At 73.1% G+C, this 15564-nt stretch carries 12 protein-coding genes; 5 read left to right on the top strand and 7 right to left on the bottom strand.

The annotated features are described in order from the left end of the window. Nucleotides 1-17: 17 nt before the first annotated feature. Both FV229_RS03065 and FV229_RS03060 read left to right on the top strand, forming a co-directional pair. Nucleotides 18-728, top strand: a complete 711-nt coding sequence (locus FV229_RS03065) for a Crp/Fnr family transcriptional regulator (RefSeq protein WP_147750532.1) — start codon at nucleotides 18-20, stop codon at nucleotides 726-728. Further along, nucleotides 728-988, top strand: coding sequence for a hypothetical protein (locus tag FV229_RS03060; protein ID WP_147750531.1), 261 nt, complete (start codon nucleotides 728-730; stop codon nucleotides 986-988). The genes FV229_RS03065 and FV229_RS03060 overlap by 1 nt, the downstream gene beginning before the upstream one ends. A gap of 381 nt (nucleotides 989-1369) precedes the next feature. Here FV229_RS03060 and FV229_RS03055 read toward each other — a convergent pair whose 3' ends face one another. The 7 genes from FV229_RS03055 to FV229_RS03025 form a co-directional block, all read right to left on the bottom strand. Beyond that, nucleotides 1370-2392, bottom strand: a complete 1023-nt coding sequence (locus FV229_RS03055; protein WP_238271574.1) for an aromatic ring-hydroxylating dioxygenase subunit alpha — start codon at nucleotides 2390-2392, stop codon at nucleotides 1370-1372. Nucleotides 2393-2601: 209 nt separating this feature from the next. Then, a complete protein-coding gene (locus tag FV229_RS03050; RefSeq protein ID WP_147750529.1) occupies nucleotides 2602-3825 on the bottom strand; it encodes an acyltransferase in 1224 nt (407 codons plus the stop codon). Further along, nucleotides 3822-5033: an acyltransferase gene (locus tag FV229_RS03045; protein WP_147750528.1), complete on the bottom strand. Its 1212-nt coding sequence runs from the start codon at nucleotides 5031-5033 to the stop codon at nucleotides 3822-3824. The genes FV229_RS03050 and FV229_RS03045 overlap by 4 nt, the downstream gene beginning before the upstream one ends. Next, entirely contained in the window at nucleotides 5030-6235 is a 1206-nt protein-coding gene (locus FV229_RS03040; RefSeq protein ID WP_147750527.1) for a glycosyltransferase, read from the bottom strand. Before FV229_RS03040 ends, FV229_RS03045 begins: the two co-directional genes overlap by 4 nt. Continuing rightward, nucleotides 6235-8505 (bottom strand): polysaccharide biosynthesis tyrosine autokinase, encoded by a 2271-nt coding sequence (locus FV229_RS03035; protein ID WP_147750526.1) that lies wholly within the window; start codon nucleotides 8503-8505, stop codon nucleotides 6235-6237. Before FV229_RS03035 ends, FV229_RS03040 begins: the two co-directional genes overlap by 1 nt. Nucleotides 8506-8643: 138 nt before the next feature. Continuing rightward, entirely contained in the window at nucleotides 8644-9813 is a 1170-nt protein-coding gene (locus FV229_RS03030) for a glycosyltransferase (protein WP_147750525.1), read from the bottom strand. A gap of 271 nt (nucleotides 9814-10084) precedes the next feature. After that, nucleotides 10085-11203 carry a glycosyltransferase family 1 protein gene (locus FV229_RS03025; RefSeq protein ID WP_147750524.1) on the bottom strand — a complete coding sequence of 373 codons (1119 nt, stop codon included), beginning with the start codon at nucleotides 11201-11203 and terminating at the stop codon, nucleotides 10085-10087. A 53-nt stretch (nucleotides 11204-11256) separates the two neighbouring features. On the opposite strand from FV229_RS03025, the gene FV229_RS03020 reads away from it, so the two are divergent. The 3 genes from FV229_RS03020 to FV229_RS03005 are packed head-to-tail and all read left to right on the top strand — an operon-like array spanning nucleotide 11257 to nucleotide 15392. Further along, nucleotides 11257-12510 carry a glycosyltransferase family 4 protein gene (locus FV229_RS03020; RefSeq protein WP_147750523.1) on the top strand — a complete coding sequence of 418 codons (1254 nt, stop codon included), beginning with the start codon at nucleotides 11257-11259 and terminating at the stop codon, nucleotides 12508-12510. Beyond that, nucleotides 12491-13852, top strand: coding sequence for a glycosyltransferase family 4 protein (locus FV229_RS27900; protein ID WP_246685670.1), 1362 nt, complete (start codon nucleotides 12491-12493; stop codon nucleotides 13850-13852). The genes FV229_RS03020 and FV229_RS27900 overlap by 20 nt, the downstream gene beginning before the upstream one ends. Continuing rightward, complete coding sequence (locus FV229_RS03005; RefSeq protein WP_238273141.1) at nucleotides 13842-15392, top strand: lipopolysaccharide biosynthesis protein; 1551 nt, start codon at nucleotides 13842-13844, stop codon at nucleotides 15390-15392. Before FV229_RS27900 ends, FV229_RS03005 begins: the two co-directional genes overlap by 11 nt. Nucleotides 15393-15564: the final 172 nt, after the last annotated feature.

Genomic DNA, 15564 nt, shown 5'->3' with positions numbered 1-15564 from the left:
CCCCGCAAGAGAGCGCCGTGTCCCAGCCTCAGCAAGCCACCGTCCGCAACCGCCTGCTGAAGGCCCTGCCTGCCGACGATTTCGCGCTGCTCCAGCCGCACCTGCAGCGCTTCACCGCCGAGCTACGCCAGACGGTGATCGCGCCCGACGAGCCGATCCGGTCGTTGTTCTTCCCGGAGAACGGCTTTTCCTCGATCGTCAGCGGAAGCGCCGGCAAGGTCGAGGTCGGGTTGATCGGCCGCGAGGGCCTCGTCGGCGCCTCGCCCGTACTGCTCGGCGGGGATCGGACGCCGTTCCACCACTTCATCCAGTCCGCGGGCGAGATGCTGGCGATCGGCATCGCGGATCTGGAAGCGGCCGTCGACGCGAGCCCATCGTTGCGCAAGCTGCTGCTGCGCTACGTCCAGACCCTGATCCTCCAGACGGCGCAGACCGCCTTCGTCAACGCCGCGTACAACATCGACGTGCGCCTCGCCCGCTGGCTGCTGATGTGCCACGACCGCTTGGACGGCGACGACCTCGCGCTCACCCACGAGTTCCTCGCTACGATGCTGGGCGCGCAGCGCAGCACCACCACCCTGGCCATCCAAGCCCTGGAGGGGCACGGCCTGATCCGTGCGCGGCGAGGTCGCATCACGATCCTGGATCGCCCGGCGATGGAGGCGGTTGTGGAGGAAGGCTACGGCCTGCCCGAGCGTGAGTATGCGCGGCTGATCGAGAGTACCTGATGCCCCGGTTCTTCTTCAACGTTCGACACCGCGACGGCGTCTCGGGATTGGCGATCGATGAAGAGGGTGACGAGCTCGCCGACGTGGCGGCGGCCCGGGAGCACGCCCTGTCGGTCGCCCGGAAGATGATCGCGCAGGACCGCCTGACGATGATCCGCGACTGGATGGTGTGTTCGTTCGAGGTCACCGACGAGGCCGGCGACCGGGTGCTCACGGTGCCGTTCGGCGACACCGTTCCGCAGGAGGACGGTTTGGAGTGAACCCGTCGGATCGTACCCTGCGACGCCCGTGAAGCCGCCGCCCGGTCCATGGAACGTCGACAGGGGTCGCAGGCGGAACGTCCGAGACGGCCGCCTCCGCTCGATCGAAGCGGAGCCCGTCTCAGGCCAGCCCGGGCGGCGCCTGAGCGAAGCCCGGATCCGCCATCCCGCAGGGATCGACCGGATTTGGTCTGACTCGCGACGACAGGCCGAAGGCCGCTTCCCGCACGGCGCGGAGCCCGCTCCCGAAGACGAGCGCGAGAGCATCGTCCAGGGCCTCCGGATCACGGAGGACGCCCTATCTCGTCGTGGGGTCGAATCTCTTCGCGCGAGCCGGCATCCGCCCGGCTTGAACACGCCGTGGGTCTCCCCCGACATCCCTCACGAGCGCCAGCGCAGCTCCCGCGTCTCCAGTGGGTTTTCGAACGGGCGGCCGGCGCGGGCGGCTTCCAGCGCCTCGCGCTTCAGGCGGAAATACCATTGCGAGGGCAGGTCGCCCTGGCCGAACAGCACCATGGTGGGTTTCCGGTCGAGGCCGGCCTGGGCGTGCTGGAGCACCTGCTGGTCCTGGGTCAGGAACTGGCGCATCAGCGGGCGGGCGACGGGCTTCAGCAGGTTGAGGCCGGGGATGTTCCAGTAGAGCGCGTTGGTCAGCAACGTGCGGTTCGCCGTCAGCGGCGTCGCGAAGGTGTAGTTCGCGAGGCGCTTGGGCCCCGCCGTGATCCGCTCCAGGCGCACGCCGGGGAGGCGGAACTCGATCTCGACGTCGGGCACCCCGCCGAGCAGGCGGTAGACCGGCGAGCTCGTCGTCGTGGCGTGGCTCGACATGACGAAGCCGTGCGGCACCGGCCGGAAGGTCTTCTTCTTCTCGCGCAGTTCTTTCGACGGCCGGAACCACCAGGAATCGTGGACGAAGGCGACGTGGCCGGGATCGACGAGGCTCAGCGTCGTCAGGTCGAACGAGGCCTCGACCACGAGCTCGACCACGAGGGAGCCGACGGGGTCGAAGTCGAGGGCCGGCAGGGAAGCGGTCTCGCCCGGCGCCCCGAGGTTCGGGTTGACCCAGACGAAGCCGGCGCTCTCGACCACGGGGAAGCGCTGCACCACGATCTTCGAGAAGTCGGCCGCGTCGTGCTCGGAGAGCGTCGGCACGTCGCGGCAGCGGCCTTCGGTGGAGAAGCGCCAGCCGTGGAACGGGCAGACCAGCTCGGCGCCGTCGAAGCCGCCCTTGGACAGCGCCATGCCGCGGTGGGGGCAGCGGTCGCGGAGCGCGAAGGGCGCGCCCGACGCGTCGCGCCCGATCACGATCTGCTCGCCGTTCAGCTCGACCGCGCGCAGCGCCTTGCCCGTCAGCCCCGAGGCCTGGCCGACGCAGTACCACGCGTCCGGCAGCGGCCGGCGCATCGCGTCGGGGTCGAGGGCCTCGTCGGCGGCCGGGTCGCGCGCGGGACCGGTCGCGTGAGGGGCGATCGAAGGGGCCGCGACGGGTGAGACGGACATGGGGTCTCGCAACGGTTCGGGGGCGTCCTCATACGCCGCGTCGCCGGATGGGGAAAGCGAGGCCGCCCCGCCCGCGGCCGCCTGCGCGGGTTGGCCGCCGGGGCCGGCCGCTCTCAGGACCGCGCGATGTCCGCCCGCAAGGTCCGGTCCGCCCGCAAGGTCCGGTCCGCCTGCAAGGTCCGGTCCGCCTGCAAGGTCCGGTCCGCCCGCAAGGTTTGGTCAGGCTTCGGGATCGCGAGGCGCCCGAGCCGTCGGCGCGCGGGCGCGTCGTAGACGCGGACGAGGACGAGGCAGGCCGCGAGCAGCACGACCAGAAAGGCGAGCCCGGCATAGGGGGCGGCGATCCGGTCGGCGACGCCCGGCATGCGCCGGCCGACGGCCTCGACCCAGGCGACGCAGGGCGCGTGCAGGATGTAGAGCGGATAGGAGGCCGCGCCCGCCTTGAGGCAGAGGGCGGCCAGCCGCGGGCCGGGCGTGATCCCGGCGGCGGCGTAGACCAGCGCCGGAAACACGAAAGCCACCACCAGCACGTCGTAGACGGGCTTGACCAGGGCCGGGACCGGCACGACCAGCACCAGCGTCAGCGCCGCGAGGCAGGCGACCGCGCCGGCGTTGCCCGACGCGAGGCGGCGCGGGGCGCCGCTCGCGCGCGCGATCCAGCGGCGATAGAGCAGGACGCCGACCGGGAAGGCGAACATCACCCGGATCAGCCCGGCGTGGACCTCGTTCCAGGTGTAGCCGACGTCGAGGTCGCCGGCCTGGAGGGCGACGGCGCAGAGGCCCGCGAAGGCCAGCGCCACGAAGGCGGCGAGCCGCCGGGCCGACAGGGCCGACAGCCCGTAGAAGAACGCCATGTTGGCGATCAGCTCGAAGAAGATCGACCACGACGGGAAGTTCAGCGGGAAGATCGCAGCCGGCAGGGTCGAGACCGCTGGGGGCGTCGGCAGCATCAGCGCGGAGCACAGGGTCGACAGCGCCAGCGCCGAGGGGGAGAAGCCCGGGCCCTGCCCGACCGCGAAGGAGAGCAGAGCCACCGCGACGGTGAGCGCGAGCCCGAGCGCGTAGAGCGGGTAGAGCCGGATCACCCGGATGCGCAGGAACGCGCGCGCCGGCAGCCCGTCGCGGACCCGCGCCGCGTAGGCGTGCGCCAGGACGAAGCCGCTGAGCACGAAGAACAGGTCGACGGCCAGATGCGTCTCCACCGCGCCGGGCTGGAGGCCGAACAGGTTCGGCGCGTGGCGGACCACCACCAGGATCGCGGCGACGCCGCGCAGCCCGTCGAGCAGCGCGAAGGTGTGGCCGGGCGCGGCCCGGGCCGGGATCGCGGGCGCCGTCATGCGCCGGCTCCCACCCGCACGCCCGGTGCGGCGGGCCTGCGCGGTCCGCCCTGCAGCCAGCGCAGCACCGGCCGCTCGACGCGGCGGTGGAAGACCTCGGTCGCCGCGACCGAGACGGCGACGAGGAGCAGCGCCAGCGGCCAGAGAAGCCCGGCGCCGAGCGGCAGCCGCGGCAGGATCGCCTTGGCGGCGAGGAAGACGAAGGGGTGCAGCAGGTAGAGCGCGTAGGACGCGTCGCCGATCCGCGCGATCGCCCGGAACGGAGGCGCATCGAAGCGCAGGTCGCCCAGGACCACGCCGGCGACGACCAGCACCGCGCCGCCGCCCCAGACCAGGGTGCGCGCCCAGCCGTAATTGCCGGGCGCGTCCGACCCGGCGAACCCGGACAGGTCGATCGTCGCCCACACGGCGAGGCCGAGGCCGCAGAGCAGGACGCCGCCCGCGCGCCCGAGCCGGACGCCTCGGCGGAACAGCAGCGCCAGGCCGACGCCGGCGGCGAATTCGAGGACGATCGGGCGCAGCCAGAACCGGAGCTGGTCGAGGGCCGGCGGCCACAGCCAGGCCAGGGCCACGCCGCCGGCGAGGACGGCCACGGCGGCCAGCGCCGCCCGCTCGCGTGCGGTCGCGGTCATGCTCGGCGTCGTCCGCGCGGCGAGCGCCATCGCCCCGGCGAAGACGAGGTAGAACAGCATCTCGTAGTTCAGCGTCCAGCCGAGATCGAGGATCGGGAACGGGTAGTCCGGCCCGAAGCCGCGGGTGTCGAACGGGACGAACAGGTACGAGGTCGCCACGTCCGCCAGGCTCGGCGCGGCGGCATGGCCGGCGGCGGCGAAGGCCAGCAGCACGGCGAGCCGCAGGGCGAGGGCGAACCAGTACAGCGGTACGATCCGCAGCAGGCGGCGCCTCAGGAAGGTCGCAGCCCCGCCGGGCGCGCCGAACAGCGGCTCCGAGGCGTAGACGATCACGAACCCGGAGATGACGAAGAACAGGTCGACGCCGGCCCCGAGCGGCAGGGCGGTCAGGCGCGGCATGGCGAGGCCGCGCGCCTCCGCCTGGAGCGACACCAGCAGCTCGGCGTGGAGCAGGACGACCATCACGGCCGCCGCCGCCCGCAGGATCTGCAGGCCGTCGAGGCGCAGGTTCTGCACGCCGTCGCGGCGGTGGAGCCGCGCCGGCCGGTCGAGGGTGCCGGCGCGTCCCGTGCTCATCGCGTCGTCCTCGCCGGCGCGTCGGCCGAAATCTCCGGGATCGCGGCGGAGGCTCCCTCGCCGCCCGCGGCGCGGCGGATGAGGTCGGCCAGGCGCGCCTGCATCCGGGCGGCGCCGTAGCGGGCGCGGGCGGTCGCCTGCGCCCGGGCGACCTGGTCTCCGATCTCGGGCGGAGCCGACAGGACGCGGGCGATGGCGTCGGCGAGCGCGGCGGCGTCGCCGGGCGGCACCAGGGTTCCCGCCGCGCCCCGGTCGAGGATCTCGGCCGCGGCGCCCGCGTCGGTGGCGATCACCGGCGTGCCGACCAGCATCGCCTCGACCAGGGTGCGCCCGAACGGCTCGGGGGCGGTGGAGGGGTGGACCACCACGTCCACCGCCCGCATCAGGCGCGGCACGTCCTCGCGCTGGCCGAGGAAGTGGACGCGGTCGGCGAGACCGCGCTCGGCCGCCAGCGCATGCAGGCCGGCCGCGTAGGCGTCCTCGCCGAACAGGGCGGTGCCGGCGACGAGGCAGGCGGTGCCGGGCGAACGGGCCAGGGCTTCGAGCACCACGTGCTGCCCCTTCCACGGGGCGAGCCGGCTGAACACGCCGACCAGCGGCCCGTCCGGCAGCCCGAGGCTCCGGCGCAGGTCGGCCGGGTCGCCGGGGTCGCCGTCGAGGTCGAGGCCGTTGGGCACCACCTCGACGAGGTCCCGGCGCCCGCCCGATGCGACGAAGGCGTCCGCCGCGGCGGTGGAGGGCACCACGACGCGGGTCGCGCGGGCGTTGGCGAGGCGGACCTGGAGCCCGCGCTGCGCCGCCCCGAAATGCGCGGGATCGAGGATGTCGTGCAGGTGCCAGACCAGGGGGCGGCGCACCAGCGCGGTGGCGAGCGCCGAAAGGACGAAGGCCTTCTGCGAGTTGGCGTAGACCACGTCGTGGGACTTGGCGCATCGCGCCAGCGCGAGGACCGTCGCCAGGAGCCTGCCGGCGAGCGGGATCGACCGCCAGAGCGAGCCGTCGCGGCGGAGCGCCGACAGCCCGGCCCCGTGGCGCGCATGCACGAGCGTCAGCCCCCGCTCCTGCAAGGCCGGCCCGAGCGGCCCGTCCTCGAACAGGAAGGCGGTCGCGCCGCGCCAGGGGGCGACGGCGTCGCACAGGACCATCTCGGCGCCCGACATCGTGCCGGTGTGGCTGACGAACACGACCCGCGGGCGGCGCATCACGCGGCTCCGAGGTAGCGGCGCGCCGGCTCGTGCCCGGTGTCGTAGAACGGGTGGTCGTCGGGACGCACCATCGTGATCGCGAGCCCGAACACGTCGCCGCCGGCCTCGCGCAGGCCCGCGACGGTGGCGCTGATCGCCGAGACCTGCGAGCGGCCCCAGCGGGTGCAGCACAGGACGCCGTCGACCTGCCGCGCCAAGATCTGGGCGTCCATCAGGATCGCGGCCGGCGGGCTGTCGATCAGCACGAGGTCGTACTTGCGCGCCCAGACCAGCAGCTCGGTCATGCGCGCGCCCATCAGCAGCTCCGTCGAATCCGTGGTCGGCGTGCCGGCGGGGATGGCATCGAGGTTTTGCGTCGCGGTCGCGATCACGGCCTCCCGCGGCAGGGCCTCGCCGCGCAGGATGCCGGCGAGGCCGGGGCCGGCGGGCAGGTCCAGGGCGGCCTCGAAGACCGGGCGGCGCAGGTCGCCCTCGATCACGAGCACCCGGCGTCCGCTCGCCGCGTTGAGCTGGGCCAGCGCGAGGGTGGTGAAGGACTTGCCCTCGCCCGGCGCCCCCGAGGTCAGCAGGATCGCGCGGCTGCGGCCGTCGGCGCCGGCCAGCATCAGCCGGGCGCCGAGGTTGCGCAGCACCTGCTGCATCAGCGGGTCGGCGCGCGCGTCGCGCAGGGCGGCGGCGAGCGGCAGGTCGGCTCCGGCGGCGCCGATCCGTCCGAGGCGCGCCGTCCCGCCGGCCGCGCGCAGGTGCGGCAGCTGGGCGAAGACCGGGGCGTGGGCGACCGCGGCGACCTGCGTCGAGGTGCGCACGCTGCGGTCGGCGCGGTCGCGGAGTAGCGCGGCGGCGGCGGCCAGCGCCGCGGCGAGCACGAAGCCGGCGCCGAGGTACAGCGGCGGCTTCGGGGTGACGGGGGCGGCCGGGACGTCCGCGAGGCTGACGAGGCGGGTGCTGCCGACGAGGATGCGGCGCTCGGTCTCGAGCTCGTTGGCGCGCTTGTACAGGTCGGCGTACTGGCCCCGCTTGATCTCGGCGTTGCGCACCATGCCGGCGGCGACCGACTCGTTCTCCATCGCGGCGGCGGCGTCGGTCCTGGCGCCCTCCATCTGCTGGCGCAGCGACTTGGCGAGCGCGCTCGACGCGTCGTAGGTCTTCTTCAGGCCGGCGCCGATGCTCGCGACCTCGCGTTCGACGCGCAGCTTCAGGCCGGCCAGCTCCGTGCGCATCGCCTGCAGCGTCGGATGGTTCGGCCCCAGCACCGTGCCGGCGTTGGCGATCTGCGCGGCCACCACGTTCATCTGCTGCTTGAGGTCGCCGATGGTGCGGCTCGCCAGCACCGCCGGGGCGTCGATCGAGCCGCGGGCCTGGTCGGCGTTGATCTCGGCCAGGCGCGCGGCGGCGTCGGCCTTGGCGGTCTCGGCCGCCGCGAGCTGCTGGGTGATGGTGCTCAGCCGCTCGGAGGTGATCGGCGCGTTGGCGCCCGACATCAGGCCCTTGCTGCGGCGGAAGGCCTGGATCTTGGCCTCGTCGGCGCGCAACGACGCGTCGAGCTGGCGGACCTCCTTCCACAACCACTCGGTGGCCGCCTCGCGGCTGTTGGCGAGGACGCCGCGCTGGTCGTCGAGGAAGGTCGTGATCAGCGCGTTGGTCAGCGCCTGGGCGGTCTCGGCGTTCGGCGACCGGTAGGCGATGTTGATGACGCGCGAGCGGCCCGCGCCGGTGACGACGAAGCGCCGCTGCAGGGTGTCGACCACCAGGTCGGCGTTGCCGCGCAGCCTGTCGCAGCCGTCGTCCCTTTGCGGCATCAGGCCCGCGAGGAGGCCCCCGCGCGCACTCTGCCGGCATTCGGCCACGACCTTCTCGACCACGTCGCCCGAGGCGACGAGGCGCATCATCCGCGGCGAGCGGATCACCAGCATCTGGCTCTCGATGTCGGCCGGGTCGCCGAGCTTCTGGATCCAGGCGACCGAGGCGTTGGGGTTGTTGCTGCCGGGCTCCGGCTCGGCCACGATCACCGAGCCGACCGCGAGGTACTGCGTCGGCGCCGCCATCAGCAGCAGGATCGCGACGGCCATCACGGAGGCGAAGACCGCCGCGAACAGGCCGCGCCGCCGCAGGATCGCCGCGACCAGGCCGGCGGCCTGGTTGGTCGCCTGGCCTGCAGCTTGGCCTGCAGCTTGGCCTGCACCTTGGCCTGCACCTTGGCCGTTCTCGGCCGCCCGCGAAGGGGCCGGGCCGGCCGTCTGGATCGGGCTGAGGTAGGACGTCGTCATCGTCGACCACCGGGTCTGGTGCCGGTCCGCGGGCAGGGGCGCGGAAGCCGTGCGAGGTGAGCGAAAGGTCCGGCCGCGTCGCGCGGGCCGGGGGTGGCGGATGCCGTCGGGCCGGGGCCTCGGGCCCGGGCCAGAACCTCAGGCGAGCGCCTTGAGGCGGTGGCCGGAGCGCTCCCGGCCGGCGCCGAGGTCGTGGTGGAGGGCCATCTGCGCGTCGACGAAGCCGGCGAACTCGGCGCGGAACACCTCCGGGGCGAACTGCGCCGCCTGGGCGCGGCAGGCGGCGCGCGAGAACGTGCCCTCCTGCTCGATGAACTCGCGGACGCAGGCCGCGATCGCCGCGGGCTCGGGCTCGGCGAAGAACATGCCCGAGCGGTTGGGCGCCAGCGTCGCCACCGTCTCGCGCGCGCCGCCGCGGCCGAGCGCCAGGACGGGGGTGCCCTCGGCCTGCGCCTCGACCGGGATGATCCCGAAATCCTCCTCCGCCGCGAACACGAAGGCGCGCGCCGTGATCATGAGCCGGCGGAGCTCCTTGTCGGCGAGGTAGCCGGCGAATGTCACGTTCGGCCCGGCCGCCTCGCGCAGGCGCGCCTCCTCGGGACCGGTCCCCGCGACGACGAGCTTGAGGTCGGGCATCAGCGCGAAGGCCTGCACCACCGCGAGCACGTTCTTGTAGGGGACGAGGCGGCTCGCCACGAGGAAGTGTTCGCTCCGCGGCAGGTCCGCGCGGGTCGCCGACTGCGTCACCGGCGGATGGATCACCTCCGCGGTGCGGCCGTAGACCTTTCGGATGCGCCGGGCGACGAAGGCGGAGTTGGCCACCACCGCGTCCGGCCCGTTCGCGGTGCGGGTGTCCCACAGGCGCATCCGGTGCAGGATCATGCGGGCGACCATGCTCTTGACGCCGTGGTCGTATCCGCTCTCCCGCAGGTAGTCGTGCTGCATGTCCCAGGCGTAGCGCATGGGCGAATGGATGTAGGAGACGTGGACCTGGTTCGGCCCGGTCAGGATGCCCTTGGCGACGGCGTAGCTGCTCGAGATGACGAGGTCGTAGGCCGAGAGGTCGAACTGCTCGACGGCGATCGGCATCAGCGGCAGGTACGACCGGTGGCGGGTCCGCACGAACGGCATCTTCTGCAGGAAGCTCGTCTGCGTGGCGCCGAGGCCGATCCGGGCGCGGTCGGCCGGGCTCAGGAAGTCGAACAGCGTGAAGACGTCCGCGTCGGGATAGATCGCCAGGATCTCGCGCAGCACCCTCTCGGCGCCGCCGACGACGTAGAGCCAATCATGGACGACCGCGACGCGCATCTTCGAGACCTCGAAGGAGAGGGACGGCGATGGGACGCCGCTGGCGGATGCGACCGTCAGGTTGAGTGCCCTGAACGATCGCGACCTATGCTTTCGTTAGGTTGAGATGTTTGCGGTTTTAGAAATATCGACCGCTGAAAGGCCGCAGGACAGGCGTAAGACTGCCTATTTCCCCGACGTGGTAAATCTTAACTATACCGATCGCCGTGAATTCGAGGCCGCGTGCCATCGGGAAACGCGGACGGCGCGTGCGCCGGCCTGGGCCTCGCCGTCAGCGCGGGCGGGGCGGCGCGTCGGCGAGCACGGCGTCGAGCAGGTCGGCGTAGCCGCGGGCGGTGGCGGCCCAGGTGTAGCGGGCCTCGTTGCGGCGGCCCTTTGCGACCAGGGCCTCGCGCAGGCCCGGCTCGTCGAGGAGCCGGCGCAGGCATGCGGCCAGCGCGCCGGCGTCGCTGGGATCGAAGGTCAGCGCGCCCTCCCCCGCCACCTCCGGCGTCGCCGAACGGTCCGAGCACACCACCGGGCAGCCCAAAGCCTGCGCCTCCAGCACCGGCAGGCAGAAGCCCTCGGCGAAGGACGGCACGCACAGGCATAGGGCGCCGCGGTAGAGCGCAGCGAGCCGGCGGTCGTCGATGCGCGACAGGCGGACCACCCGGGTGGCCGCCCCGAGCCGCCGGAGCGTCCCGGCGACGGCGTCGGCCGGGTCCTCGCCGACGTGGACGACGGCGAGGTCGGGATGGCTCGGCCCGAGCGCGGCCACCGCTTCGGCGAGCAGGCCGAAGTTCTTGTTGTGCGTGGCGTTTCCGACCGCCAGCACGTAGTGCCCCGCCACCTCCGCGGGGTCCATCACGGCGAGCGCCGAGGAGTCGAGCACGGAGGCGGACGGGATCACGCGGACGCGCCCGCGCGCCGCGGGATAGTGATGCTCCAGGTCGCGCCGGGTCGCATCCGAGACCGCGACGACGGCGTGGTTGCGCGCCAGCATCAGCCGGAAGATCCAGTCGGTGGTGAAGGCCTCGCGCGGGCCGGCGCTCTCGGGGATCGTGCGGAAGTACAGGTCGTGGACCACGACCACCCGCGCCCGCCCCCCGGCGCCCGCGCCGTAGGGGTCGACGTTCAGCACCACGTCGATGGCGTGCCGCCGGCAGCAGGCCGGGACGGTGACGAGCTGGGCCAGAACGTCGAGGACCATGATGCGCGGGCGCGGCACGGTCACGACCTCGACGGCGTCGCGGAACGCGGCGGGGAGCGCGTCGCGGGTCCAGGGCGAGCGCAGCACGACGGCCAGGTCCGGGCGCCGGACGAGCTCTTCGACGAGCGCGAACGCGACCCGTGCGACGCCCGACGGCTTGCCCCCGAACTGGCTCGGCATGTTGAGGAGGATTCGCTTCATCGACTGGCAATAACCCCGCACTAGGGTCGATCTAGCACCGCCAGATCGAACAGATGCGTATTCTCCACATCACCTCGCTGTTTCAGCCCGAACAGGTCGGCGGGGCGGAGCTGATGGTGGAGACCCTCGTGCGGATGCAGGCGGGCCTCGGGGCGCAGGTCGGCGTCGCCTGCCTGTCGCGCCGGGCCCAGCCGCCCGAGCGGTCGGACGCGGCGACGATCTACCGCCTCGGCCACGGGACGCCGTTCCACGTCCTCGACTGGGCCGAGCACGGACGGCTCGACCGCCTGCGCTACAAGCTCGCCGTGCAGTGGGACGGGCGCACGCTCGCCGCGATGGAGGCGGCGGTCCGCGATTTTTCCCCCGACGTGGTGAACACCCACTCCCTGTCGGAGCTGACCCCGCGGATCTGGCCGATGCTGCGCCGCCTCGGGGTTCCGGTCGTCCACACGCTGCACGACTTCACGAGCCTGTGCAGCAACGGCGCGATGGTGCGCGACGGCCGGGCCTGCCAACGGCAGCACGCCAAGTGCCGCGCCTACGCGCTGCTGCACCGGGTCTGCCAGCGCCCGGTCGAGGCGGTGGTCGGCGTCGGCGCGGACATCCTGGCCCGCCACCTCGCGGCCGGGTACTTCCGCGACGTGCCGGAGGCCCTGCGGCAGGTGATCTGGAACCCGATCGAGGCGGGGTCGCCGCCGGCCCCGCGCGCCCTGCCCTCGGATGGGATCACCTTCGGCTACATGGGCCGGATCGAGGCGTCGAAGGGCGTCGACACCCTGCTCGAGGCCTGCCGCCGCCTGCCCCCCGGCGGCTGGCGCCTACGCATCGCCGGGCGCGCCGCCGACGGGCTCGACCGCTACGTCGGCCTCGCCGCCGGCCTGCCCGTCGCCTTCGACGGGTTCGTGGCGCCGGACGCCTTCCTCGACCGCCTCGACTGCCTCGTGGTCCCCCCGGTCTGGCCCGAGGCCTTCGGGCGCACGGTCGCCGAGGCCTACGCCCGCGGCGTGCCGGTGATCGGCACGGCCGTCGGCGGCATCGCCGAGCAGGTCGGGACGAGCGATCCCGCCTGGCTCGTGCCGCCTGGCGACGCGGAGGCGCTGGCCGTCGCGATGGCGCGGGTCGTGGCCGACCCCGCCCGCCTCGCGTCCGGCCTCGGCAACGCGGCGGCGGTCACCGCCGGGACCCGGCCGCAGGCGGTCGCCGCCCGCTACCTCGACCTCTACCGCACCCTCCTCAGCCCTGAGCCCGCCCTCGCCGACGGATCGCGACTCCAAGGATCAAGGCGCCATGCGCATCCTGCATCTTAGCTCGCTCTACCCGCCGCACATCGTCGGCGGCGCCGAGCGGTCCGTCGAGCACCTGGCGGAGGAGCTCGCCGGCCTCGGGCACACGGTCGCCGCCGCCTGCATCGAGCGGCAGGCCGAGGCGAAGACCGTGCGCAACGGCGTCACGGTCTACCGCATGGCCCACCACAACGACTTCTGGCTCGAGGACTGGGCGCAGCACGGCCGCTTCGCGCGCAACGCCGCCAAGCTGAAGCAGCAGTGGAATTTCGCGGTCGCGGCCGATTTCGGCCGGGTGCTCGACGACTTCCGGCCCGACGTGGTCAACACCCACTCGCTCCTCGACATCTCGACCCTGGTCTGGCGCGAGGCGGCCAAGCGCTCCATCCCGATCGTCCACACGGTCTGCGAGTACGACCTGATCTGCGGCAACGCCGCGATGTTCAAGCACGGCGCGCCGTGCACGCACTGGCACCTCGGCTGCAAGGTCGTGAACGCCTCCAAGCAGCTCACCAACCGCTGGATCGACGCGGTGGCGAGCGTCGGCACCCGCATCCTCCAGACCCATGTCGACCACGGCCTGTTCCGCCACCTCGCCCCGGAGCGGCGCCGTGTGATCTACTATTCCTGCACGGTGCCCGACGGCGACCCGGAGGCGCGCCGCCGCATCGACCGCACGGGTAAGCCGATGACCTTCGGCTATCTCGGGCGGATCAACGTCGAGAAGGGCGTCGGCACGCTGATCGACGCGCTGGCCGAGGTCGGCTCACGCGCGCGCGCCGCCGAAGTGGATCCCGGTTCGGCGAAAGCGTGCGCCTCTGAACCAGACCCCGGAGCCGTTCCCGATCGCGCTGCGATCGGGAACGGCTCCGGGGTCTGGCGCTGCCTGATCGCGGGCCAGGCGATGGACGACTCGATCGAGCGCTTCAAGGCGAAGGCCGAAGGCCTGCCGATCGAGTTCGTCGGCTGGGTCGACCCCAAGGACTTCCTCACCGAGATCGACGTCCTCGTCGTGCCCTCGTTCTGGGCCGAGCCCTCCCCGCGCACGGTCTACGAGGCCTACGCCATGGGCGTGCCGGTGATCGGCGCCGATTCCGGCGGCATCCCGGAACTGATCGGCGAGGGCAACGCCGACTGGCTGTTCCGGGCGGGCGACGCGCCCGACCTCGCCGCCCGCATCCGCACGGTGCTGGCCAACGGCCGTTTGAACCTGCCGGACGAGCGCGCGTTCCAGCACGTCCTGCGGGAATCGACCTCCGAGCGCGTCGCCGAGAAGTACCTCGACCTCTATGCCGAGCTCCTCGCCGAGCGCCGCGGCACCGCACCGGACCCGTCGGCGGCGCACGGCCTCCATCATGGCGCCTAGCCCCCTCGGCCCCGCCGCGGCAGCGGACGCGGCGGCGCCGGAGGACGTGGCGGGCCGCTCCGTGCGGGCGGCCGGGTGGGTCGCCGTCAGCTCGGTCGGCAACGTCGTCCTGAGTTTCGTGGTCTTCCTGGTGCTCGCGCGCCTGCTCGACCCGAGCGAGTTCGGGCTCGTCGCCGTCGCGGTCGTGTTCATCGACATCCTGCTCATCGTCACGCGGGGCGGCCTGCCCGACCTCGTGGTCCAGACCGAGCGGCTCGACGACGGCTTCGTGGACACCGCCTTCTGGGTGGCATTGGCCTCCGGCTGCCTCTACGGGCTGGCGCTCGTCGCGCTGTCGTGGCCGGTCGCCTGGATGCTGCGCATCCCGGAGCTCCAGCCGGTGCTGGCGGCGCTGGCGGCCACCTTCGTGATCGCGGCGGCCGGCGTGATCCACGAGGCGCGGCTGCAGCGCCGGTTCGGCTTCCGCAGCCTCGCGATCCGGGCGCTCGTCGCCAACCTGATCGGCGGCAGCGTGGCGATCGCGCTGGCGCTGAACGGCTTCGGGGTCTGGAGCCTGGTGATCCAGCGCCTGCTCGCCACCAGCATGACGACGCTGCTGACCTGGGCGGCCTTTCCCTGGCTTCCGGGCTTGCGCTTCGTGCGCGCCCACGCCCGGCGCCAGCTCGCCTTCGGCTCGCGCGTGTTCTCGACCCAACTGCTCCTGACGCTGAGCATCCGCAGCCAGGAGGTGGTCGCCGCCTACTTCCTCTCCACCGCCGACATCGGGCTGCTGCGCATGGCGTGGCGCTGCATCGACCTGATCAGCCAGGTCGCGGTGATCCCGTTGGCCGCCGTGGCGCTGCCGACCTACGCCCGGCTGCAGGACCGGCCGCGCGAGCTGGCCGCGGCCTTCGACGGCTTCGTCGCGATGTCGGCGGTGCTGGCGCTGCCGGCCTTCGTCGGCATGGCCGTGGTGGCGCCCCACCTCGTGCCGCTTCTGTTCGGCGAGCAGTGGCGCGAGGCGGTGCCGGTGCTGCGCATCCTGGCGCTGCTCGGGCCGGAATTCGTCGCGACCTCGATGCTGTGGATGATCTTCACCGCCTCCGACCGGACCGGCACCGCCCTGGTGCTGTCGGCGGGGCAGTTCACGATCACGATCCTGGCCGCGATGGTGACGGCGCCTTTCGGCCTGTCGGCCCTCGTCGTCGGGCACGTGGTGCGCGCCTACCTGTTCTCGCCGCTGGTGGTGCGGTCCGCCGGCCGGTTCGTGCCGCTCGGCAACCTTCGGATCGCGGCCCTGCTGGCGCCGATCCTCGCCTGCTCGGTGGCGATGGGCGCCGCCGTCTCGCTGGTGCAGGAACGGCTCTATGCGCAGCTCGGCGACCACGAGGGCCTCGCGGCGGCGATCGGCCTCGGCATCCTGGTCTACGGCATCCTCGCGCTTCTGTTCCTGCGCGCGCCGCTGCGCCGGAGCGTCGCGCTGATCCTGAACCGCAAGGCCGCCCTGGCCACCGCCGCCGCGCCGCGCGCCGAGGCGGTACCCATCCCCGCGACGCCGTAACACCGAACCTCGGTGAGCCCGGCTCATCGAGGTTCGGCCCCCGCGACTGCGGGGCGGCGGAAGTCCGCCGGACCTCATGGGATCTGACCCATGAGACATGGTCTAAGCAGTGAGGTGCGATCGATGCCGCCACGCGGGCCCGCCCTGCCCTGCCCTCCGGCCTCGTCGGGGC

This window comes from Methylobacterium sp. WL120, from assembly GCF_008039465.1.
GTDB classification, from domain to species: Bacteria; Pseudomonadota; Alphaproteobacteria; order Rhizobiales; family Beijerinckiaceae; genus Methylobacterium; species Methylobacterium cerastii.
This window is presented reverse-complemented; position numbering and strand designations above follow the sequence as displayed.

What these genes read in the sequence shown, in the direction of transcription:
- FV229_RS03020 (WP_147750523.1), top strand. Translation starts at nt 11,257, where the DNA reads ATGCGTATTCTCCACATCACCTCGCTGTTTCAGCCCGAACAGGTCGGC.
- FV229_RS03035 (WP_147750526.1), bottom strand. Translation starts at nt 8,505, where the DNA reads ATGACGACGTCCTACCTCAGCCCGATCCAGACGGCCGGCCCGGCCCCT.
- FV229_RS27900 (WP_246685670.1), top strand. Translation starts at nt 12,491, where the DNA reads ATGCGCATCCTGCATCTTAGCTCGCTCTACCCGCCGCACATCGTCGGC.
- FV229_RS03050 (WP_147750529.1), bottom strand. Translation starts at nt 3,825, where the DNA reads ATGACGGCGCCCGCGATCCCGGCCCGGGCCGCGCCCGGCCACACCTTC.
- FV229_RS03040 (WP_147750527.1), bottom strand. Translation starts at nt 6,235, where the DNA reads ATGCGCCGCCCGCGGGTCGTGTTCGTCAGCCACACCGGCACGATGTCG.
- FV229_RS03055 (WP_238271574.1), bottom strand. Translation starts at nt 2,392, where the DNA reads ATGCGCCGGCCGCTGCCGGACGCGTGGTACTGCGTCGGCCAGGCCTCG.
- FV229_RS03005 (WP_238273141.1), top strand. Translation starts at nt 13,842, where the DNA reads ATGGCGCCTAGCCCCCTCGGCCCCGCCGCGGCAGCGGACGCGGCGGCG.
- FV229_RS03060 (WP_147750531.1), top strand. Translation starts at nt 728, where the DNA reads ATGCCCCGGTTCTTCTTCAACGTTCGACACCGCGACGGCGTCTCGGGA.
- FV229_RS03045 (WP_147750528.1), bottom strand. Translation starts at nt 5,033, where the DNA reads ATGAGCACGGGACGCGCCGGCACCCTCGACCGGCCGGCGCGGCTCCAC.
- FV229_RS03030 (WP_147750525.1), bottom strand. Translation starts at nt 9,813, where the DNA reads ATGCGCGTCGCGGTCGTCCATGATTGGCTCTACGTCGTCGGCGGCGCC.
- FV229_RS03025 (WP_147750524.1), bottom strand. Translation starts at nt 11,203, where the DNA reads ATGAAGCGAATCCTCCTCAACATGCCGAGCCAGTTCGGGGGCAAGCCG.